The organism is Roseomonas acroporae (assembly GCF_023223525.1).
Lineage (GTDB): Bacteria > Pseudomonadota > Alphaproteobacteria > Acetobacterales > Acetobacteraceae > Roseomonas_E > Roseomonas_E acroporae.
Genome location: NZ_JALPRX010000138.1, coordinates 1 through 20,154 on the forward strand (window position 1 = coordinate 1; position 20,154 = coordinate 20,154).

Consider the following 20,154-nt stretch of genomic DNA (forward strand, 5'->3'; position numbering starts at 1 on the left):
TCCGCGCCGAGAACAATGAGCTACAGCGAACCGCAGTCCTAACCGGACTGCGGTTCGCTGTAGAACTTAATGCATTGAAAGAGATAAGAAAACCGCGCGAGATGGCGGATGAGGTGGGATTCGAACCCACGATACGCTTGCACGTATGGCGGTTTTCAAGACCGCTGCCTTAAGCCCCTCGGCCACTCATCCCGACGGCACGCGGCATCGAACCCGGTGCCATGGAACGTTCACCGGATCCGCCGAAGTGGCGCCAGCCTCGCAGGTTTATGGAAGAGCCGACGTCCGAAGTCGATGCATGCCGCGGCGGAATGTGATCTTGCGCGACGCGCACCTTCTCAGAAATAATTCCTAACCATAAGTGCCCACCGAGATCATGTTGTTTTCCGACACGGCTCTCGGCGCATGAGGCGGACTGACGCCCGGCGCAGGAAGGCGAGCGCGGTGGGCTGGTCGCCGCTTGCGCGCGCCACGGGCAGCACGGCGCCACGGCCGCGTGGTGCGAGGCGTCGGCCGATGCTGCCGGACGAGCGGGGCTGGCTGCTGGCGCGGATCTCGGCCGCGCCCGACCTGACCGTGCGTGCGCTCCGCGCCAAGCTGGCCGAGGTGCACGGCATGCAGGCTTCCGCCAGCGCCGCGAACTGTCTGGGATCGCGCACATCGCAGGGCTCGCCGAGGGACTCCGTGCCCGATGCGACGAGCAACGTGGCGCGCCCCGCGCGGGCCTCGCCCTCGTCGCCGGCGATCACCAGCCGCGCCCCCGCCGCGGAAACCCTCCACCATGGCGGCCCCGATGCCGCGCGTCGCGCCGGCGATCAGGACAGCCCGACCCGCCAGCCCGAAGCCGCGGTCAGGCAGGAGGGCGGCCCTCCCGCCACGCCGAACGGACGCCTGGTTTGGCGCGCAGGGCCGTCATGCCCGTGGCGGCCGGCCCTGTCTCCCGGGTATCCACGGGGCCTGGCGCGCCGCGCGCGGCCGGGGCACGGGCCGCCATCGCGATGCGGGCAGGGCAGTTCCGCCTACTCCACGGTGATGCCGGCGCTGCGGATGATCCCGCCCCACAGGGCCGTCTCGTCCGCGATGAAGGCCGCGAAGCGATCGGGCGCCAGCGGCGCGATCTCCAGCCCCATCACGGTGTAGCGCGCGACAACATCCGGCTGCCGCAACGCCCGCACGATTTCCGCATTCAGCCGCTCGACGGTGGCGGGCGGCGTGCCGTACCGCAGGGCGACGCCGTTCCAGCCCACCGTCTGCAGCCGCGGGTAGCCCAGCTCCGCCATGGTGGGCACGTCCGGCAACTGCGCCAATCGACGCTCCCCGATCAGCGCGAGGGCCCGCAACCGGCCCTCCTGCACCAGCGGCAGGCTCGAGGGAACCACGTCCGCCATGAAGTCCAGCCTTCCGCCGATGATGTCCTGCAGGGCCGGAGCCGCCCCGCGATACGGGACATGGACCAGGTCGGTGCCGGTCTCCCGCCGCAGCATCTCGCCCCACAGATGCGGGGCGCTGCCGATGCCGTAGGAGCCGTAGGTCAGGCTGTTGCCGCCCTTCGCCGCCTGGACGAGGTCCGCGAAGCCGCGCAGCGGCCGGCCTGCCTCGACCACGACGAGCTGCGGGGTGACGAGCAGGCGTGTCAGCGGCAGGAAGTCGCGTGCCATGTCGTAGGCCAGCCGAGGATAAAGGCTGCTGTTGATGGCGAAGGGACCGACGTCACCGTAGAAGATCGTGTGGCCGTCGGCGGGGAGCTGGCGCACGGTGACGGCGGCGATCTGCCCGCCCGCGCCCGGCCGGTTGTCCACGACCACCGGCACCTGCAGGCCGTCCGCCATCTTCTGCGCCAGCACGCGGGCCACGCCGTCGCCGAAGCCGCCCGGCGCGTAGGGGACGACCCAGGTGACCGGCCGGCTCGGGAAGGCCTCCGCCGAGGCGGACCGCGCGACCGACGACACGGCGGCCGCGGCAAGAAGCTGGCGTCGACGGATAGGTATCATCGATGAAACCAGCCTTTCTGCGGGTTGCGCGCGTCGCCGGGCCGGTGCCGGGCGCTTCATCTTGCGGCCCCCTGACGGAGCGCCGGGCAGGCGCTTTCCTCGATCGGCCTGAAGGCCTGATCGGGCGGGGTGGTGCCGACGAGTTCGTAGAGGTCGTCCGGGTCGCGGCGGGCGCTGACGGGCTTGACGCGGAAGAGGTAGAAGTCGTGCACCATCCGCCCGTCGGGACGCAGCCGCGCGTTGCGCACCACGTCGTCCGCGATCGGCAGCGCATGCATCCGCCGCACCACCGCCCGTCCCTCGTCCGTGCGGGCGGCGGCGACGGCGCGCAGATAGTGGCGGGTGGCCGAGTAGGCCCCCGCCTGGATCGTGGTCGGCCTGTCGCGCCCGCCGCGGCGAAGCGGGCGGCGAAGGCGCGCGTGCCGTCGTCGAGATCCCAGTAGAAGCCTTCCGGCACCTGCGTGCCCGCCGCCGCGTCGCCGAGGCTGCGGATCTCGGGCAGCGAGAGGATCATCGCCACGAGCTGCTGGCGCGAGCGGCCGCCGACGAGGCCGAACTCCCGTGCCTGCTTGAGGGTGTTCACCGCATCGGTGCCGGTGTTCGCGACGGCGACGAACCCGGCCCTGGACGCCTGCGCCTGGAGCAGCAGGGAGGAGAAATCGGTGGTGCCGGGAAATGGATGACGCGCCGCGCCGACCACGACGCCGCCGAGCCGCGTGATCATGGCGGTGGCATCGGCCTGGAGCTGGTGGCCGAAGGCGTAGTCGGCGGTGATGAAGAACCATCGCGAGCCCGGCGTGGCCAGCGGCCGGACGCTGGCCGCGACCTGGCTGTAGGTGTCCCACATCCACTGCACGCTGGTTTCCGGCGAGCAATCCTCGTTGGTGATGCGGGTGGTGCCGCCGGGGAACAGGCCGACCACCCGGCCGCGCTCGCGCAGCAGGCCCTGGAGAGCGAGCTGGACGGAGGCGTTCACCATGTCTCCCAGCGCGTCCACGCCGTCCTGATCCATCCAGCGGCGGGCGATGGCGACGGCCAGGTCGGCGCGGTTCTGATGGTCGGCCTGCAGCACCTCGATCCGCATCCCCACGCATTCCGCGCGCAGACAGTCCTCGACCGCCACGCGGGTGGCGATCACCGAGCCCTCGCCGGCATTGGGCGCATAGGGGCCGTTCATGTCGGAGATCACGCCGATCCGCACCACGTCGCCCGATATCTGCGCGCGCGCCGGGCCCGTGCCGCCCAGGGCGGCGACAATGGCCAGCGCGGCGCCGAACAGCGCCGTGCGCGGCCGGCCAGTCCGGGCAGCGAGGCGTCCTGGGCTCTTGCTCATTCCTTCCTCCCCCGGCCTTCGCCGCGGTCGATGGCGGCGACGGTCCCGCAGCCGCCGCGCGGCTTGACAGGGCGACGGGCCGGATTTAATTAAACGATCGATTAATATCCCAGCCCGTCGAGGGCAAGACTTCCGTTCGCGGTCAGGTCGAGGAACAGCACGCCGATGGGAAGGGGGCTGCGCCGCGCCGATGCCGGCCAGGAGGTGGCGCCGGCACTGCCGCGGCCGACGCAGGACCGGCTGCTGGATGCCGCCGAGGACCTTTTCAGCCGCAGCGGCTTCGACGCCGTATCGACACGCGAGATCTGCCGGCAGGCGAATGTCAACCTGGCGCTGCTGAGCTATCACTTCGGCGGCAAGGAAGCGTTGTTCGAGCAGGTGATCGCGCGCCGGGCCGAGGAAGTCGGCCGGAAGCGCCGGGAGCGGCTGCGGGCATTGCAGGCCGTCGGCGAGCTTTCGGTGGAGGCGCTGCTCGACGCCTTCATGCGGCCGCTGATCGAGCGGATGCGGAGCGGGGATCCGGGCTGGCAGCGATACGTCCGGCTGCTGCCGCAGCTTGGTCTGGCCAATCGCTGGCTCGGGCTGATGGAGCGCCACTTCGACGACACGGCACGCCTCTTCATCCGGGCGCTCCAGCAGGCCCTGCCGGGCCTGGAGGCGGGGCTGCTGCACCGCGGCTTCCACATGGTGCTGATCAGCATGCTGGCCGTCGCCTCGGGCAATCGCCGGGTGGACACGCTCTCCGACGGCAGGCAGCCGGCCGCCGACCTGGACGCCGCCTATGACGCGCTCCTCGCCTTCGCCGCGGCCGGCCTGCGCGGGTTGGCCGGCGGGGATCTGGCCGGAGGGACGCAAGGAGGGGCGCAACCGGCATCGCGCGAGCCGAGTGCGGGATGACGCCCGGGACGGCCGGCTGACATGACGGGACCGTCCGCCGGTGCGGCGGCGCCCATCCACGACCTGGAGGAAGCCCCGGTGAAATTGGCCACGTTGCGGTCCGACAATCCCGATGGACGGCTGGTGGTCGTCTCGCGCGACCTGGCACGCTGCGCTCCCGCGCCGGTGCCGACGCTGCAGGCGGCGCTGGAGGACTGGGGCGGCGTGGCGGCGCCGCTGCAAGCCCGCGCGGACGCCGTGAATGCCGGCACCGCGCCGGATCTGCAGCCCTTCGTGCCGGCGCAGGCCCTGGCGCCGCTGCCGCGGGCCTGGCAATGGCTCGACGGCTCGGCCTTCCTCAGCCATGCGAGGCTGATGGCCCGGGTGTTCGGCATGGAGGAGAGCGCCAGCCACCTGCCGCTCATGTACCAGGGCATGTCGCACCGGTTCATGGCGCCGCTCGAGGAGGTGCCGTTCCGCTCCGAGCAGGACGGCATCGACTTCGAGGGCGAATTCGCGGTCATCACGGATGCGGTGCCGATGGGCACCGGGCCGGCGCCGGCGGCCCGGCACATCCGCCTCGTCGCGCTGATCAACGACTGGTCGCTGCGGCTGATCGGGGCGCGCGAGATGAAGACCGGGTTCGGCTGGGTGCAGGCCAAGCCCGCCTGCTCCGCCGCGCCGGTGGTCGTCACGCCGGACGAGCTCGGGCCGGCCTGGGCGCGGTGCCGCGTGCGGCTACCCTTGCGGGTGAACTGGAACGGCGCAGGCTTCGGACAGGCGGATGGCGGCGAGATGTCGTTCGGCTTCGACGAGCTGATCGCCTACGCCGCCGCGACGCGCGACCTCTGCGCCGGCACCATCGTCGGATCCGGCACGGTCTCGAACGAGGATTGCCGGGAGGTCGGCTCCTCCTGCATCGCCGAGCGCCGCGGCATCGAGATGCTGGACCACGGCGAGGCGCGGACCGGCTATCTGCGTTCCGGCGACCGCGTGACCATGGAGGTGCTCGACGCGGACGGCACCTCCGTGTTCGGTCGCATCGACCAGCGTATCGTGGTCACCGGCGGCACGGCGGCTCCCGCCACGGAGGTGGCCCGGTGACCGCCCCGAACCCACTGCGCGGCTGGCAGGTGGATCCGGCCGCGATCCGGACCATCGGGCAAGGCCTCCAGCGCCCGGAATGCATCCTGGCGGAGCGCGACGGCACGATCTGGTCGGCCGATGCGCGCGGTGGCGTGATGCGGATCGCGCCCGACGGCCGACAGACGCTGGTCCTGCAGGACCATGCGCAAGCCGAGGGCGCACCGGCGGCCGGATTCGAGGCTCGCTACATCCACACCCGGGGCAGCCTGCCGAACGGCCTGGCCTTCGACGCCGCGGGCGACTTCCTGATCGCCAATTTCGGCACCGATTCACTGGAGCACATGCGGCGCGACGGCACGACGCGGCTCCTGCTCGACAGCATCGACGGCCAGCCCCTGGGCAAGGCGAACTTCGTCGCCCGTGACCGCCAGGACCGGCTCTGGCTCACCGTCACCACGCGGACCAATCCCTGGACACGATCGGTCGGCGAGAAGATCAGCGACGGCTACATCGCGGTGATCGACGGGAAGGGCGCGCGCATCGTCGCCGACGGGCTGCTCGGCACCAACGAGCTTCGCTTCGATCCGGCCGAGGCCTGGCTTTACGTCGCGGAAACCACGGCGCGGCATGTCACCCGCTTCCGCGTCGGCGCCGACGGGTCGCTTTCCGGCCGCGAGATCTACGGGCCGGCCGATCTCGGCGGCTTCTGCGACGGCATCGCCTTCGATTCCTTCGGCAACCTCTGGTCCACCCTCATCATGGCCGAGCGGCTGATCGCGATCACGCCGGAGGGCGAGGTGCTGACCCTGCTCGACGACGGGCCGCCCGCGGCGGTCGCGGCGCTGGACCGGGCCTACCATGCGGGAGCGGTGACCCCGGAACTGATGGCGGCGGCGACCGGCCGGATCGCACCCTGGATGGCCAGCCTGACCTTCGGCGGTCCGGACCTGCGCACCGTCTACCTCGGCAGCCTGCGCGGCACGACGATCCCCTTCTTCCGCTCGCCCGTCGCCGGGCAGCCCCTGCTCGGCTGGTAATGGCGATGCGCATCCTCGTCACCGGCGCCGCCGGCTTCGTCGGCCGGGCACTGACCCGGCGGCTACTCGCGGAGAGCCGCCGGCCGACCGTGCTGGCGGTCGATCTCACCCTGCCGGAAGGGCCGGCGGATCAACGCTTCGTGCTCCTGGCCGGCAGCATCACCGACCCGGCGGTGCTGGCCCGGATCGCTGTGACGCCGCCGGACGTGATCTACCACCTCGCCAGCGTGCCGGGCGGTGCCGCGGAGGCCGATTACGCCCGGGGTGCCGAGGCGAACGTCGTGGCGCTGCTGCGTTTCCTGCAATCCGCCGCCGGCTGGCCCTCGCGTCCACGCTTCGTCTTCGCCAGTTCGATCGCGGTCTTCGGCACGGATTTTCCCGCGCTGGTGGACGACGGCACGCCGGCCCGGCCTGCTTCCACCTACGGCGCGCAGAAGCGGATCGGCGAGATCCTGCTGGCGGATCTGATCCGGCGCGGCGATCTGCGCGGCTGCTCGGTCAGGCTTCCCGGGATCGTCTGCCGGCCACCGCAGCGCAACGGCGCCGTCTCGATCTTCATGAGCGACCTGATCCGCGACCTGCCGGCAGGCCGGGAGGTGATCTGTCCCGTGCCGCCAGAGGGCACGGCCTGGTGGATGTCGATCGGCTGCTGCGTCGAGAACCTGTTGCGGGCCGCGTCGGTCGACCTGCCGACGGGCGTCGATGCCTACACGCTGCCGCCGCTCCGCGCCAGCATCGGCCAGATGGTGGACATCCTGGCGCGCCGCCACGGCGAGGCCGTGCGATCCCACCTCCGTTACCAGCCGGATCCCGCCGTGACCCGGCTCTTCGCCGCCTATCCGCCGGTTCACCTGCCGGCGGCGGAAGCAGCCGGCTTCCGCTCGGATCACGACCTGGATGCGCTCCTGTCCTCGTCCGACGGCTGAGACTGCCTCCTGCTCCGTTGAGACCCTGACGAGCATGCGGGCGTGGCGGGCGCGCCGGGTGCTGCGGTCCCACCCGGGTGGCCAGCGGCTTCGGGAACGGGCGTATCGGTTCCCGGTCCAGGAACAGGAGAGGGGGGAAAGCGCCGCGGCCCCGGCCGGCCTGGCGTCGCGCATATCAGGCACACGCTCGACGCGCTCGCCCGGAACGGAAGCCGCAACCGTGATGCCGGGATTGCCTGAGCGTGATAGCCTCGTTCCACGAGACGACCGTAACCGTCCGCCGACGCAATTCCGGACAAGGGGGGAAGGCGGCATGATCGCGGAAGAAGCATGCCCTCCGCCGCCGTCCGAAGCTCCCGATGGGCGAAGCCGTGCCGGGAGGGCCAAGCCCATCCGTTCCCTGTCGCGCGGCCTCGCCGTGCTCGCCGCGCTGAACCGGCATGGCAAGGCGACCGCCGTCACCCTGGCGCGAGAAACGGGCCTCTCGCGCGCCACCGTGTACCGCGTGCTGCAGACCCTGATCGACGAAGGCTATGTCGGGCGCGGCACCTCCGAGGACCACTTCGCGCTGCGCCTGCGCGTGCGCGAGCTGGCCGAGGGCTTCGAGGACGAGCAGTGGATCGCCGCCGTCGCCATGCCGGCGCTGGCGGCGCTGACCACGCGCATCCTCTGGCCCTGCGACGTGGCGGCGCTGGAAGGCACGCGGATGGTGATCCGCGACACGACGCACCGCACCGCGCCCTTCTCCATCGACCGCGGCATGGTCGGGCGGCGCCTGCCGCCACTCGCCAGCACGGTCGGCCTCGCCTGGCTCGCCTTCGCCCCGACGGCGGAGCGCGAGGCGCTGCTCCGCCTCCTCGCCGCCTCCGACGACCCGGCCGACGCGCCCGCGCGGGATCCGGCGCAGGTGTCGCGCCTGCTCGCCGCCACGCGCCGGCGCGGCTACGCGCTGCGCCAGGGCGGCGCCCTCTGGCCGCACACCGGCTCCATCGGCCTGCCGATCCGCGCCTCGGGCCGGATCCTCGGCTGCATCAACGTCATCTGGATGGCGCGCGTGGTCGGCCGGGAGGAAGGGGTGGCGCGCTGCCTCGAACCGCTGCGCGAGACGGCCAGGCTGATCGAGGCGCGGCTGGCGGCCGGCGAGGGATAGGGCGCCTGCCAGCCGGACATCCCTGCCCGGCGACTGGCAGAAGCACGGCAGCGGAGACCCGGGGCGGCCTCCGCCTGCCCTGCCCGGCACAGGCCGCGCCGGGCCGCCGCCGCGTCCGGTGGCCCGGCGCCTGCGCGGAACGGCGTACCGAGGCCTTCGCCGCCGGGGCCGGTTCACCTGGTGAACAGGTCACGATCCGGCCTCGCCCCGACCCCGCCGGAGCGGTCTGATGGTCCCACGGACCACGAACCGGACGGAAGGAAACGGCCATGGCGACAGAAGGACCGGCAATGCCGGCGGCGGCCGACGGGGCGGCGGCCATGGAATTCGACGTCGCGGTCATCGGCTACGGCCCGGTCGGCGCGGCGCTGGCCAACCTGCTCGGCGCGCAGGGCGTGCGCACGCTGGTGATCGAGCGCGAGGCCGCCGCCTACCACCTGCCGCGCGCCGTCCACTTCGACGACGAGGTGATGCGCATCTTCCAGTCCATGGGGCTGGCCGAGGCGATCCTGCCGATCACCCACGTCTCGCCGGGCACGCATTTCGTGGATGGCGCGGGGCGGCTGCTGCTCGACTGGTCGCGGCCGATGGCGGTCGGGCCGCAGGGCTGGAACGTCTCCTACCGCTTCCACCAGCCGGAGCTGGAGGACGTGCTGCGCCGGGGCGTGGCGCGCTGGCCTTCCGTCACCCTCCGCGCGCGCACCGAGGTGTTCGCGCTGGAACCCGGGGCGGATGGCGTCGGCCTGCGCTTCGAGGAGCTGTCGAACGGGCGGATCGGCCGCGCCACGGCGCGCTACGTGGTGGGCTGCGACGGCGCCCGCTCGCTGGTGCGCCGCTGGATCGGCGAGCCGATGGACGATCTCGGCTTCCACGAGCGCTGGCTGGTGGTGGACGCGCTGCTGCGCCGTCCGCGCCCCGATCTCGGCGACCACACGGTGCAGCACTGCGACCCGGCGCGGCCCGCGACCTACGTCCGCGGCACCGGCAACCGCCGCCGCTGGGAGATCGCGCTGCGCGAGGGCGACGATCTCGCCGCGCTGGCCAGGCCCGAGGGCGCCTGGCCGCTGCTCGCGCGCTGGATCACGCCAGAGGACGCGGTGCTGGAACGCGCGGCCATCTACACCTTCCACAGCACCGTGGCGCGGCGCTGGCGCGAGGGCCGGCTGCTGCTCGCCGGGGATGCCGCGCACCAGACGCCGCCCTTCCTCGGCCAGGGCATGTGCGCCGGCATCCGCGACGCGGCGAACCTTGCCTGGAAGCTCGTCCGCGTGCTGCGCGGCGAGGCGCCGGAATCGCTGCTCGACAGCTACGGCAGCGAGCGCGCGCCGCATGTCGAGGGCTACATCCGCGAGGCGGTGCGGATCGGCGGACTGATCAACACCACGGCGATGGAGGCGGTGGTCTCCGGCGACGTGCTGCGCGGCGGCGCGGCGGAGCGCCTGGTGGCGGTGCGGCCGGCGCTGGGCCCCGGCCCGGCGGCGGGCTGGACGGCGCATGCCGGCCGGCTGCCGCCGCAGCCCCGCCTCGGCAACGGCGCGCTGCTGGACGACCATGTCGGGCCGCGCTTCGCCGCGGTGATGCGGCCGGAATTCGCCGCCGGCCTGCCGCACGCGCTGCTCGACCGGCTGGCGGCGCGCGGCGCCGTGCTGGTGGCCGATGCCGCGCCGGGCGTCACGGCGATGCTGGACGATCTGGGCGCGCAGGCCGTGCTGCTGCGGCCGGACCGGCACGTGCTCGGCGCCGCGCGCGACCTCGACGAGATGCGCGCGCTGGCGGCGGCGCTGTGAAAGCGATGGACGAACCGAGGGACGGGAGGACGATCCGATGAAGCTTGTTTCCTTCAGGACAGAGAGCGGCAAGGCAGGGAATGGCGGCCAGGGCTTCGGCGCCGTCGAGGACGGGATGGTCGTCGACCTGACCGCGCACTTCGCCGGCCGCGCCACGGGGCTGCGCGGCCTGCTGGCGGCGGGGCTGCTGGACGAGGCGCGCCGCGCCGTGGCCGACGCGCCGCGCCGGACGCTGGACTCGGTGGCGCTGCTGCCGGTGATCCCCGATCCCGACAAGATCGTCTGCGTCGGGCTGAACTACCGCGACCACGTGGCCGAGACCGGCCGCACCGTCACCGAGAACCCGGCGCTGTTCGCCCGCTTCGCCGGCAGCCAGGTGGCGCACGGCCAGCCCATGGTGCGCCCGCGCGTCTCCGACCGCTTCGACTACGAGGGCGAGCTGGCCGTGGTGATCGGCAAGGAAGGCCGGCACGTCACCGAGGCGCAGGCCCTGTCGCACGTCGCCGGCTATGCCTGCTACAACGAGGGCAGCGTGCGCGACTGGCAGCTGCACACCAGCCAGTTCCTGCCCGGCAAGACCTTCGCCGGCACCGGCGCCTTCGGCCCCTGGCTGGTCACCGCCGACGAGATCCCCGACCCCGCCGCGCTGACGCTGGAGACGCGGCTGAACGGCGAGGTGGTGCAGCGCACCACGACCGACCTGATGATCACCCCGGTCCCGCGCCTGATCGCCTACATCTCCACCATCCTGCCGCTGCTGCCGGGCGACGTGATCGTCTCCGGCACGCCGGGCGGCGTCGGCGCCAAGCGCAACCCGCCGCTCTGGATGCGTCCCGGCGACACGGTCGAGGTCGAGATCTCGCGCATCGGCGTGCTGCGCAACCCCGTCGTCGCGGAGGAGTAGCCGCCATGGCGATCCACGCGGCGATCCGCGAGCCCGTCGGCGCGCCGATCCGCGCCCTCGGCTACATGGTGATCGGCTCCGACCGGCTGGAGGACTGGGACGGCTTCGCGACCCGACTGCTCGGCATGCAGCGCGTGGATCGCGGCGCCGGCATGCGCGCCTTCCGCATGGACGACCGCAGCCAGCGCCTGCTGGTCGCGCGCGGGGCGGCGCCCGCCACCATCGGCTGGGAGGTGGCGGACGCGGCTGCGCTGGACGCGCTGGCGGCACGGCTGGAGGCGGCCGGCACGCCGGTCGCCTGGGGCTCGCGTGCCCTGGCGGCGGAACGGCAGGTGACGGCCCTGATCACCTTCCGCGACCCGCAAGGCACGCCGCTGGAGGCGTTCCACGGCGGGCAGCGGGCGGAGACGCCCTTCTCACCGGGCCGGCCCATCTCGGGCTTCCGCACCGGGCCGCTGGGGATGGGCCATGCCGTGCTGCACGTGGCCGACGCGGACGCGCTGCTGCCCTTCTACCGCGACCTGCTCGGCTTCGGCGTCACCGACTGGTCGCGCAAGCCCTACCCGCTCTACTTCTTCCACGTGAACGGGCGGCACCATTCCTTCGCCATGGTGGGCTCCGGCCGCTCCGGCCTGCACCACTTCATGGTGGAGCTGGGCTCGCTCGACGATGTCGGCCAGGGCCACGACATCGCGCGGATGGAGGAGGGGCGGCTCGCCTACGGTCTCGGCCGCCACACCAACGACTGGATGACCTCCTTCTACGCCAACACCCCGTCCGGCTTCTTCGTCGAGTATGGCTGGGGCGCGCGCGTGGTCGATCCCGCCACCTGGCAGCCGCACGAGACGCATGACGGGCCGAGCCTGTGGGGCCACGAGCGCTACCACCTGCCCGAGGAGGGCCGCGCCCGGATGCGGGCGCTGGCGATGGACGCGGCCGCGCGCGGCGTGCGCGTGCCCGACCCCGCGCCGCCACCGCTGGCCGCGGTCTGCGGCTGGGCGGATGCGGTAATCGGGCGCGAGTAGGGCGGAACACCGGCCCGCCGGGAAGCGGCGGGCCGGGGAGCGCCAACCGGAAAACGCCAACCGGAAGACGAAGGGGAGGAACCAGGATGACGATCGGACGCCGGCGCCTTGCGCGGCTGTCGCTCGGGGCGCTGCCCGGGCTGCTGCCCGGCCTGACGTCGCCACGCCGCGCGCGGGCGGCGGAGACATACTCCGACCACCCCATCCAGATGGTGAATCCCTACCCCGCCGGCGGCGCCACGGACCTGATGGCGCGTGCCCTGGCCGCCGGCCTGTCGCAGCGCCTCGGCCAGCCGGTACTGGTGCTGAACCGGGACGGCGCCGCCGGGGCGGTCGGCACGCTCGGCGTGGCGCGCGCGGCGCCCGACGGCTACACGCTCGCCTTCGTGCCGGCGCTGGTGCTCTCGGTGCTGCCGGTGACGCAGCCGAATTCGGGGCTGCGGCCGGAGATGCTGCGCCCGGTCTGCCAGCTCTTCTCGAACGCGCAGGCCATCGCGGTGCGCCCGGACTCGCCGCTGCGCGGCCTCGCCGACCTCGTCGCCGCGGCGAAGGCAGCACCCGGCGCGCTGAGCTACGGCACGCTCGGCATCGCCTCGATCCCGCATCTGGCGATGGAGCAATGGACGCGCGCGGCGGGCATCGAGGCGACGCACGTGCCCTATCGCGGCGACGGCGCGGTGCTCACCGACGTGCTGGCCGGGCGGCTCGACTTCGGCGCGATCGTGCTCGGCTCCGCCTCCGGCCGCGACGACATCCGGCTGCTGGCGGTGTTCGACAATGCCCGCAACCTGGCCTTCCCCGACGTACCCACCGCCATCGAGCAGGGCTACGACGTGGCGCCGACCAGCTTCGGCGGGCTGCTCGCCCCCGCCGCCACGCCGCCCGATCGCCTCGCGCGGCTCGAGGCCGCCTGCGCCGAGGTGGCGGCGGACGAGCTGTACCGCGCCGCCGCGCGCCGCGCCCTGCAGCCCGCCGACTACCACACCGGCGCCGAGGCCTTCGCCGGGCGCCTGGCGCGGGACGTCGCGCAGAAGGCCGCGCTGCTGCGGGCCATCGGGCTGGCGCGATGACCGACGGAAACCACCCAGGAGAGGATGCGGGAATGATCGGACGCAGGAGATTGGGCGCGGCGGTGCTGGCGCTCGCGGCGGCGCGCGCGGGGTGCGCCCTGGCGCAGGAGGGGCTGCCGCGCACCGTCACGCTGGTGGTGCCCTTCTCGGCCGGCAGCGTCGTCGACATCATGGCGCGGCCCTTCGCCGAGGCGCTGCGCGCGGCGCTCGGCGGCGGCACCAGCGTGGTGGTGCTGAACCGCGAGGGCGGCGGCGGCGCGGTCGGCGCGGCGGCGGTCGCCACGGCGCGGCCGGATGGCGGCACGCTCTACTTCGGCCCCTCGGGCATGCTGACCACGCTGCCCTTCCTGGTCCCCGGCCTGCCCTATGCCTGGGGCGCGCTGGAGCCGGTGTGCCAGACCTTCGAGAACATCTTCGTCGTCGCCGTGCCGGCCGACTCCCCCTACCACTCGCTCGCGGCGCTGCTCGCCGCCGGCAAGGCACGTCCGGAGGACCTGGCCTGGGGCGATGCCGGCCCGGGAACGGTCGGCAACCTCATCACGCTGGAGCTGTCGAAGCTGAGCGGGGCGCGCATGACGCACGTGCCCTACCGCAGCTCCTCGCAGATGATCCTCGACACGCAGTCCGGCGCCGTCGCCTTCTCCATCCCCACCTACGCGACGGTGCGCGGCCAGAACCTGCGCCTGCTCGCCGTGGCGGCGGAGGAACGGCAGCCGACCATGCCCGAGGTGCCGACCCTGCGCGAGCTCGGCTTCGACGTGGACTGGCGCGGCTTCGGTGGCATCATGGCGCCGCGCGGCACCCCGCCCGCGCTGCTGCGCCGGCTGGAGGCGGCCTGCCTGGAGGCGGTGCGCAGCGAATCCTACCGCGCCATGGCCGCCAATACCGGCCAGATCGCGCCGCCGCTCGACGCTGCCGCCTTCGGGGCGCGGCTGCAGGCCGAGTACCGCAACGCCGACTCCTTCCTGCGGGAGATGGGCCTTGCCCGATAGCCTGCGAGCAGGATGCCCGGACGACCCGCGACGAATCCCCGCCGCGACCACGGAAGGGGCGCGGATGCGCCGAGAGGCGCCGACGCTCCGTCGAAACCCTGCTGCGCCGCAGCGCGTCGCGGCGCCTTCCGGTGCGGCGCAGGCGATGGTGGACGAGGGGGACGCCGCGGCCGGGGGCTTTCATCGGCGTTCAGGCCGCCGTGATCCGACAGGCCCGTCGTCAGGGCCTGCTCGGCGCCGCGCCGATGGCGGCCATGGACGCCTCCGGCCTCACCCCGGCCATGCGCCGGGCCGTCAGGCTGGTCGCGGCCGACACCGCTCCCGGTGACGCCGGCCATGACGCCGGGCACGATCGCCGCCGCTGCCGAGAAGGCATGGACGCCCGGCGGACGGTGATCCGTCTCGACCGCCGCAACACCCGCCGCCGGCCCAGGACTCCCTGCCGGCAGGCGGCGATGCGCCACCGGTTCCCGGATCCGCTCACGAGGCCAGCGTGTCGCGCAGCCGCAGATACGCCCCGCCGAGGAACAGCACGCCCAGCACCGCCAGCGCCGCCAGCCGCGGCGCCACGATGTCGAGGCCGGCGCCCCGGAACAGCACGCTCTGGGCGAAGGCGACGAACTGCGTGGTCGGCAGCACCTGAACCGCGTGCTGCAACCAGCCCGGCATGCTCTCCAGCGGCGTCATGCTGCCCGAAAGCAGCATCATCAGGATGAAGGCCGGCAGGGCCAGCAGGCCGAACTGCCCGGTCGAGCTGGTCATGGTGGCGAGCAGCACGCCGAGTGCCGCGACCGAGACCTGGAACAGCATCGTGCCGACCACGAAGAGCGGCACCGAGCCCGCGATCGGCACGCCGAGCAGCCCGCGCACCACCAGCAGCAGCGACAGGATCGCCGCCGTCACGATCACCAGCGCGTTGGCGCCGATCTTGGCGAGCAGGATCTGCAGCGGCGTCACCGGCATGGCCAGCAGGTGCTCCAGCGTACCGTGCTCGCGCTCGCGCAGCAGGGCGGCGCCGGGCAGGATGATCGAGAGGATCAGCGTGCTGTTCATCACCTGCATCACCGAGGTGAACCACTCGGGCAGGCCGTTCGGGTTGAAGCGCAGCCGGATGACGAGCTCGATCGGGGAGGGGGGCGAGCCCAGCCGCTCGGCCACGGTGGACTGCACGATCTGCTGGATGTAGGCGGCGCCGTTGCCGGCCTGCGCCATGGCCGTCGCGTCCACGTCGAGGCCGAGATTCACCGGCCGGGCCGCGAGCAGGTCGGATTCGAAGCGCGGCGGCAGTTGCAGCACGAAGACGAAGCGGCCGGCATCGAGCGCCGGCGCCACCTCGGCCGGGGCCAGCGGCACGGGCGGCTGGAACAGCGGCGGCAGCAGCGCCGCGACCACGGCGCGCGAGAGGCCGGAACGGTCCTCGTCCACCACCGCGACGGCGGCGTTGCGCACCTCGGTCTTCACCCCGGTGGCGACCGTGTAGACGGCGGCGGTGAAGGTGTAGGCGACCAGCAGCAGCAGCACCGGATCGGCGCGCAGCACCCGCAATTCCTTGATGGTGAGCCAGAGGATGTTGCCCAGGGCGGTGCCGATTCCCGCGCGCATGGCTCAGGGCTCCTGCTTGCGCAGCAGCAGCGCGGCCGCCGCGATGAAGGCCAGGGCGAAGCCGGCCAGCACCAGGTGGTTGACCCAGAGCGCGTCGAAGCCCAGCCCCTTGCTCATGGTGCCGATCGAGATCTGCTGGAACCAGCCGGCGGGGAAGGCGAGGCCGGCGGCGCGGGCGCCGCCCGAGAGCGAGGAGGTCGGCACCAGCAGCCCGGAGAAGTTCACTGCCGGCACCACGGAGAGGATCGCCGCCGCGAAGATCGCCGCCACCTGGCTGGCCACGAAGGCCGAGACCAGCAGCCCGAAGCCGGTGGAGGCGAGGACGTAGAGCACCGCCCCGCCGGCCAGCGCGACGCCGGAGCCCAGCACCGGCACGCCGAACACCAGCCGCGCCGCGATGACCAGGGTGACGAAGCTGAGCAGCGCCACCGCGACGTAGGGAAGCTGCTTGCCGATCAGGAATTCCGGCGCCGTCACCGGCGTCGCGCGGAAATTGGCGATGGCGCCGCTCTCCTTCTCCCGCACCACGCCGACGGCGGCGAGCATCGCCGGCACCAGCATCAGCATCAGCATGATGACGCCGGGCACGATGGCGACGACGCTGCGGAAGGCCTGGTTGTAGCGGAAGCGCGTCTCGACCGAGAGCGGCTCCCGCTGGCGCGGCAGGGGCGAGATCGCCGCCTCGTCGCGCAGCCAGGTCTGGGCGAGGCCGTTGACGTAGCTGCGCGCGGTCTCGGCGCGGAAGGGCATGGCGCCGTCCACCAGCACCGAGACCTCCGGCCGGTCGCCGCGCCGCAGGTCGTGCCCGAAGCGCGGCGGGACCTCGACCGCGATGGCGATGTCGGCGGCACGCAGCCGCGCCTCGGCCGCCGCCGTGCCGTCCAGCGCCGGCCGCTCGGAGAAGTAGCGCGAGCCCGCGAAGCTCTCCAGCAGCGAGCGGCTGTCGGGCGTGCGGTCGCCGTCCATCACCGCGTAGGGCAGGTTCTCCACGTCGAAGGAGATGCCGTAGCCGAAGGCGACCATCAGCACCAGCGGGCCGAGCAGGGCGAAGGCGAGGCGGACGCGGTCGCGCAGCAGCTCCAGCGCCTCGCGCCAGGCGCAGGCGAGCAGGCGGCGCGGGTCGAACAGGGCGGGGGTGGCGCGGCGCGTGGCCGGCGTGGGCGGCGGCAGCTCGGCCGCCGCCTCGTCCGGCCCGGCGGCCTCCTCCAGCCAGCCGATGAAGGCCTCCTCCAGCGAGGCGGCGTGGCGCTGCGCCACGAGGTCGGCGGGCTTTCCCATGGCCAGGATCCGGCCCGCGTGCTGCAGCGAGATGCGGTCGCAGCGCTCGGCCTCGTTCATGAAGTGGGTGGAGATGAAGATGGTCACCCCCTGCTCGCGCGAGAGGCGCAGCAGGTGGCGCCAGAACAGGTCGCGCGCCACCGGGTCGACGCCCGAGGTCGGCTCGTCCAGGATCAGCAGCGCCGGCTCGTGCACCACCGCGGCCGCGAGCTGCAGCCGCTGGCGGACGCCGAGGGGGAGGGATTCCGGCGCGGCGTCCACCGCCGCCTCCAGGTCGAAGTCGCGCAGCACCGCGGCGATGCGGGCCTCGGCGCGCTCGCGCGGCAGGTGGAAGAGATGCGCGTGCAACTCCAGGTTCTGCCGCACCGTCAGCTCGCCGTAGAGCGAGAAGGCCTGCGACATGTAGCCGACCTGCCGGCGCGCGTCGCCGCCGGCGCCGGGTCGCTGGCCCAGCACCTGCGCCTCGCCCTCGCTGGCCGGCAGCAGCCCGGTCAGCATCCGCATGGTCGTGCTCTTGCCCGAGCCGTTGGAGCCGAGGAAGCCGAAGATCTCGCCGCGCCGGACGCTGAGGTTGACGTGGTCCACCGCCACGAAGTCGCCGAAGCGCTTGGTCAGCCCGTGCGCCTCGATCACCGGCTGCTCGCCCGGCCTCGGCGGGGGCGGCGGGGTGATGACCACGGGCTGGTAGCCGCGCCGGCGCTCCTCCGGCAGCAGGGCGATGAAGGCCTCCTCCAGCCGCGCGGTCCCGGTGCGCGCCAGGATCTCGGGCGGCGTGCCCGTCGCGATCACCTTGCCGGCGTCGAGCACCGCGAGCCAGCCGAAGCGTTCCGCCTCGTCCATGTAGGCGGTCGCGACCAGCACGCTCATCTGCGGCCGGCGGGCGCGCAGCCGGTCGATCAGGGTCCAGAACTGGCGGCGGGAGAGCGGGTCGACGCCGGTGGTCGGCTCGTCCAGGATCAGCAGGTCCGGCTCGCGCATCAGGGCGCAGCAGAGCGAAAGCTTCTGCTTCATGCCGCCGGAGAGCTTGCCCGCCGGCCGGTCGGTGAAGCGGGCGAGGCCGGTCGAGCGCACCAGCTCCGCCGCGCGCTCGCGCCGCTCCGCCGCCCCCTGGCCGAACAGCCGGCCGAAATAGTCGATGTTCTCGGCGACCGAGAGCGTCGGGTAGAGGTTCCGCCCCAGCCCCTGCGGCATGTAGGCGAGGCGCTGGCGCAGTCGGCCGAGCGCCGCCTTGTCGCGCAGATCCTCGCCCAGCGCCGAGAGCGCCCCCTCCTGCGGCCGCCGCACCCCGGCCACCAGGGCGAGCAGGGTGGACTTGCCCACCCCGTCCGGCCCGACCAGCCCGGCCATCACGCCGGCGGGGATGGCGAGGCTGACATCGTCGAGCGCCAGCACCTTGCCGTAGCGGTGCCGGACGCCGCGCAGCAGGGCGGCGGGCTGGCCCGTCGCCTCGTCGGTGACCGTCCCCGTGCCCGGTGGCGGCCCGCCCTTTGCCGGCCCGCCCTTTGCCGGCCCGCCCTTTGCCGGTCCGTCCGCCGCCGGCGCACCCGCTGTCGACGCGTCCCTCGGCGGCGCCACCGGCCCCTCGGCGGGCGCGCCGCTCACCGGTGGCCCGCCCATGCGCCCACCCAAGCGCCCGCCCAAGCGCCCGCCCAAGCGTCCGCCGGGCGCCCGCGGCACCGGCCGGAAGGCGGCCCGCTCACGGCAGCCGCACCTGCAGCCGGTCGGGCCAGGGCTGGGCGGGGTCGAGGCGGAGATAGGCGAGGCCGCGCACCCCGCCCTTCACCTGCTCGGCATGCGCCCGCAGCAGCGTCTCGGGGATGCGCAGCTTGACGCGGAACATCAGGTTGCCGCGCTCCGTCGCGGTCTCCACCTGGCGTGGGGTGAACTGCGCCTCGGGCGCCACGAAGCTGACCGTGGCGGGAAGGACGTATTGCGGCACCGGGTCCAGCACCAGCCGCGCCTCCGCGCCGTAGGCCTGCTTGCCGGCCTGGTCGGCGGGCAGGAAGACGATCATCGAGACGTCGGTCGGGTCGATCAGCGTGGCGACGCGGCCGCCGGCCGCCACCACCTCGCCGTCCCGCACCAGCCGGTAGAGCACGCGGCCGGCGCGCGGCGCCGTCAGCACCATGTCCTGCAGCACGGTCCGCACCTGCGCCGCATTGGCCTGCGCCGCCGCCTGCGTGGCCGCGGCACGGCGCTGCCCGGCCTCGGCGGTGGCCACGGTGGCGTCCGCGACCTCCAGGGCGGCGCGGCGCTGGTCGAGCTGCTCGGTGGGCGCGTAGCCGCGTTGCGCCAGGGTCTGGGTGCGGCCCAATTCGGTCTGGGCGAGCTGGCGCATGCTGCTGGCGCGCGCCAGCTCGGCCTGGGCCTGGGCGACGGCCTGCGTGGCCTCCTGGATCTGCGCCTCGGCGGCGCGCAGTTGCGCCTGCATCGTCGCGTCGTCGAGCCGCGCCACCACCGCGCCGGCCTCGACCATCTGGCCTTCCTCGACCAGCACCCGCAGCACCCGCCCGGCGACCTTGCTGGCGATGTCGAATTGCTGCGCCTCGACGCGGCCATTGGTCTCGACGACGTAGGCGGGCAGCGTCGGCGCCGCGTCGAGGTGCCGCCAGTAGGCGTAGCCGCCGCCCGCCAGTACCGCGAGCAGGCCAACGGCGAGTAGGACGCGTTTCGCGGTTGCCATTGTGACTGCAGTCCCGGGGCGTTGTTGCCGGCGAGCGTGTCCCGCCGGCCGGATGAGGAAGGGGCGCCAGTAAACTCGGAGACACCGGATTCGCCCAGGCTGCCCACGGGGACCCTGGCGCATCGGCGGCGGACACGACCCATCAATTTCCCGCCAGGACCGGTCGGAAGGGTACTGTCGCGAAGGGGGTGGAAATGGGGGGCGCCTCCGGCCCGGTGACGGTACCGGGTCAGGCGGCGAGGCCGAGTCCGCTCCCGGGGGCGGTTGATCGAGGGGTCTACCATCCGTCGACCTTGCGCAGGCCGATCCGGTCCGAGGCGGGCAGGGTCCGGAACGGCATGGCGGCGGTCCCTTGCTCCCCAGAGCATCTTCAAGCTGAGCGTCCTCGCTCAGCGGCTCGGAAAATGCGCCGGA

General features: G+C 73.4%; 15 protein-coding genes, 1 tRNA gene and 1 pseudogene. 10 read left to right on the forward strand and 7 right to left on the reverse strand.

Annotated features, from left to right (window positions below; all coding sequences use genetic code 11):
- Positions 1-102: 102 nt before the first annotated feature.
- From M0638_RS25190 to M0638_RS25205, 4 genes and pseudogenes are all read right to left on the reverse strand, one after another.
- Positions 103-192, reverse strand: a tRNA-Ser gene (locus M0638_RS25190).
- Between the two features lie 182 nt (positions 193-374).
- The gene (locus M0638_RS25195; RefSeq protein ID WP_248669720.1) at positions 375-749 is read right to left on the reverse strand and encodes a hypothetical protein; all 375 of its coding nucleotides are present in this window, start codon (positions 747-749) and stop codon (positions 375-377) included.
- A gap of 270 nt (positions 750-1,019) precedes the next feature.
- A complete protein-coding gene (locus M0638_RS25200) occupies positions 1,020-1,829 on the reverse strand; it encodes a Bug family tripartite tricarboxylate transporter substrate binding protein (RefSeq protein WP_248669721.1) in 810 nt (269 codons plus the stop codon).
- Between the two features lie 218 nt (positions 1,830-2,047).
- Positions 2,048-3,324, reverse strand: a pseudogene (locus M0638_RS25205) (ABC transporter substrate-binding protein).
- A gap of 165 nt (positions 3,325-3,489) precedes the next feature.
- Here M0638_RS25205 and M0638_RS25210 point away from each other — a divergent pair.
- From M0638_RS25210 to M0638_RS25255, 10 genes are all read left to right on the forward strand, one after another.
- The gene (locus tag M0638_RS25210) at positions 3,490-4,221 is read left to right on the forward strand and encodes a TetR/AcrR family transcriptional regulator (protein WP_248669723.1); all 732 of its coding nucleotides are present in this window, start codon (positions 3,490-3,492) and stop codon (positions 4,219-4,221) included.
- 21 nt (positions 4,222-4,242) lie between these two features.
- Positions 4,243-5,304: a fumarylacetoacetate hydrolase family protein gene (locus M0638_RS25215; protein ID WP_248669724.1), complete on the forward strand. Its 1,062-nt coding sequence runs from the start codon at positions 4,243-4,245 to the stop codon at positions 5,302-5,304.
- On the forward strand, positions 5,301-6,323 hold the full coding sequence (locus M0638_RS25220; protein WP_248669725.1) for an SMP-30/gluconolactonase/LRE family protein: 1,023 nt from the start codon (positions 5,301-5,303) through the stop codon (positions 6,321-6,323). Before M0638_RS25215 ends, M0638_RS25220 begins: the two co-directional genes overlap by 4 nt.
- 5 nt (positions 6,324-6,328) lie before the next feature.
- Positions 6,329-7,249, forward strand: coding sequence for an NAD-dependent epimerase/dehydratase family protein (locus tag M0638_RS25225; protein ID WP_248669726.1), 921 nt, complete (start codon positions 6,329-6,331; stop codon positions 7,247-7,249).
- A 313-nt stretch (positions 7,250-7,562) separates the two neighbouring features.
- Positions 7,563-8,399: a helix-turn-helix domain-containing protein gene (locus tag M0638_RS25230; RefSeq protein ID WP_282572289.1), complete on the forward strand. Its 837-nt coding sequence runs from the start codon at positions 7,563-7,565 to the stop codon at positions 8,397-8,399.
- Positions 8,400-8,668: 269 nt separating this feature from the next.
- Positions 8,669-10,186, forward strand: coding sequence for a bifunctional 3-(3-hydroxy-phenyl)propionate/3-hydroxycinnamic acid hydroxylase MhpA (mhpA, locus tag M0638_RS25235; RefSeq protein WP_248669728.1), 1,518 nt, complete (start codon positions 8,669-8,671; stop codon positions 10,184-10,186).
- 37 nt (positions 10,187-10,223) lie between these two features.
- Complete coding sequence (locus M0638_RS25240) at positions 10,224-11,090, forward strand: fumarylacetoacetate hydrolase family protein (RefSeq protein ID WP_248669729.1); 867 nt, start codon at positions 10,224-10,226, stop codon at positions 11,088-11,090.
- A 5-nt stretch (positions 11,091-11,095) separates the two neighbouring features.
- A complete protein-coding gene (locus tag M0638_RS25245; protein ID WP_248669730.1) occupies positions 11,096-12,115 on the forward strand; it encodes a VOC family protein in 1,020 nt (339 codons plus the stop codon).
- An 86-nt stretch (positions 12,116-12,201) separates the two neighbouring features.
- On the forward strand, positions 12,202-13,185 hold the full coding sequence (locus M0638_RS25250) for a tripartite tricarboxylate transporter substrate binding protein (RefSeq protein ID WP_248669731.1): 984 nt from the start codon (positions 12,202-12,204) through the stop codon (positions 13,183-13,185).
- Positions 13,186-13,217: 32 nt separating this feature from the next.
- Positions 13,218-14,177: a tripartite tricarboxylate transporter substrate binding protein gene (locus tag M0638_RS25255; RefSeq protein WP_248669732.1), complete on the forward strand. Its 960-nt coding sequence runs from the start codon at positions 13,218-13,220 to the stop codon at positions 14,175-14,177.
- A 480-nt stretch (positions 14,178-14,657) separates the two neighbouring features.
- Here the strand turns inward: M0638_RS25255 and M0638_RS25260 are convergent, their stop codons facing one another.
- The 3 genes from M0638_RS25260 to M0638_RS25270 form a co-directional block, all read right to left on the reverse strand.
- Complete coding sequence (locus tag M0638_RS25260) at positions 14,658-15,779, reverse strand: ABC transporter permease (RefSeq protein WP_248669733.1); 1,122 nt, start codon at positions 15,777-15,779, stop codon at positions 14,658-14,660.
- A gap of 3 nt (positions 15,780-15,782) precedes the next feature.
- The gene (gene rbbA / locus M0638_RS25265; protein WP_345893071.1) at positions 15,783-18,659 is read right to left on the reverse strand and encodes a ribosome-associated ATPase/putative transporter RbbA; all 2,877 of its coding nucleotides are present in this window, start codon (positions 18,657-18,659) and stop codon (positions 15,783-15,785) included.
- Between the two features lie 94 nt (positions 18,660-18,753).
- Entirely contained in the window at positions 18,754-19,740 is a 987-nt protein-coding gene (locus M0638_RS25270; RefSeq protein WP_248669734.1) for an HlyD family secretion protein, read from the reverse strand.
- Positions 19,741-20,154: the final 414 nt, after the last annotated feature.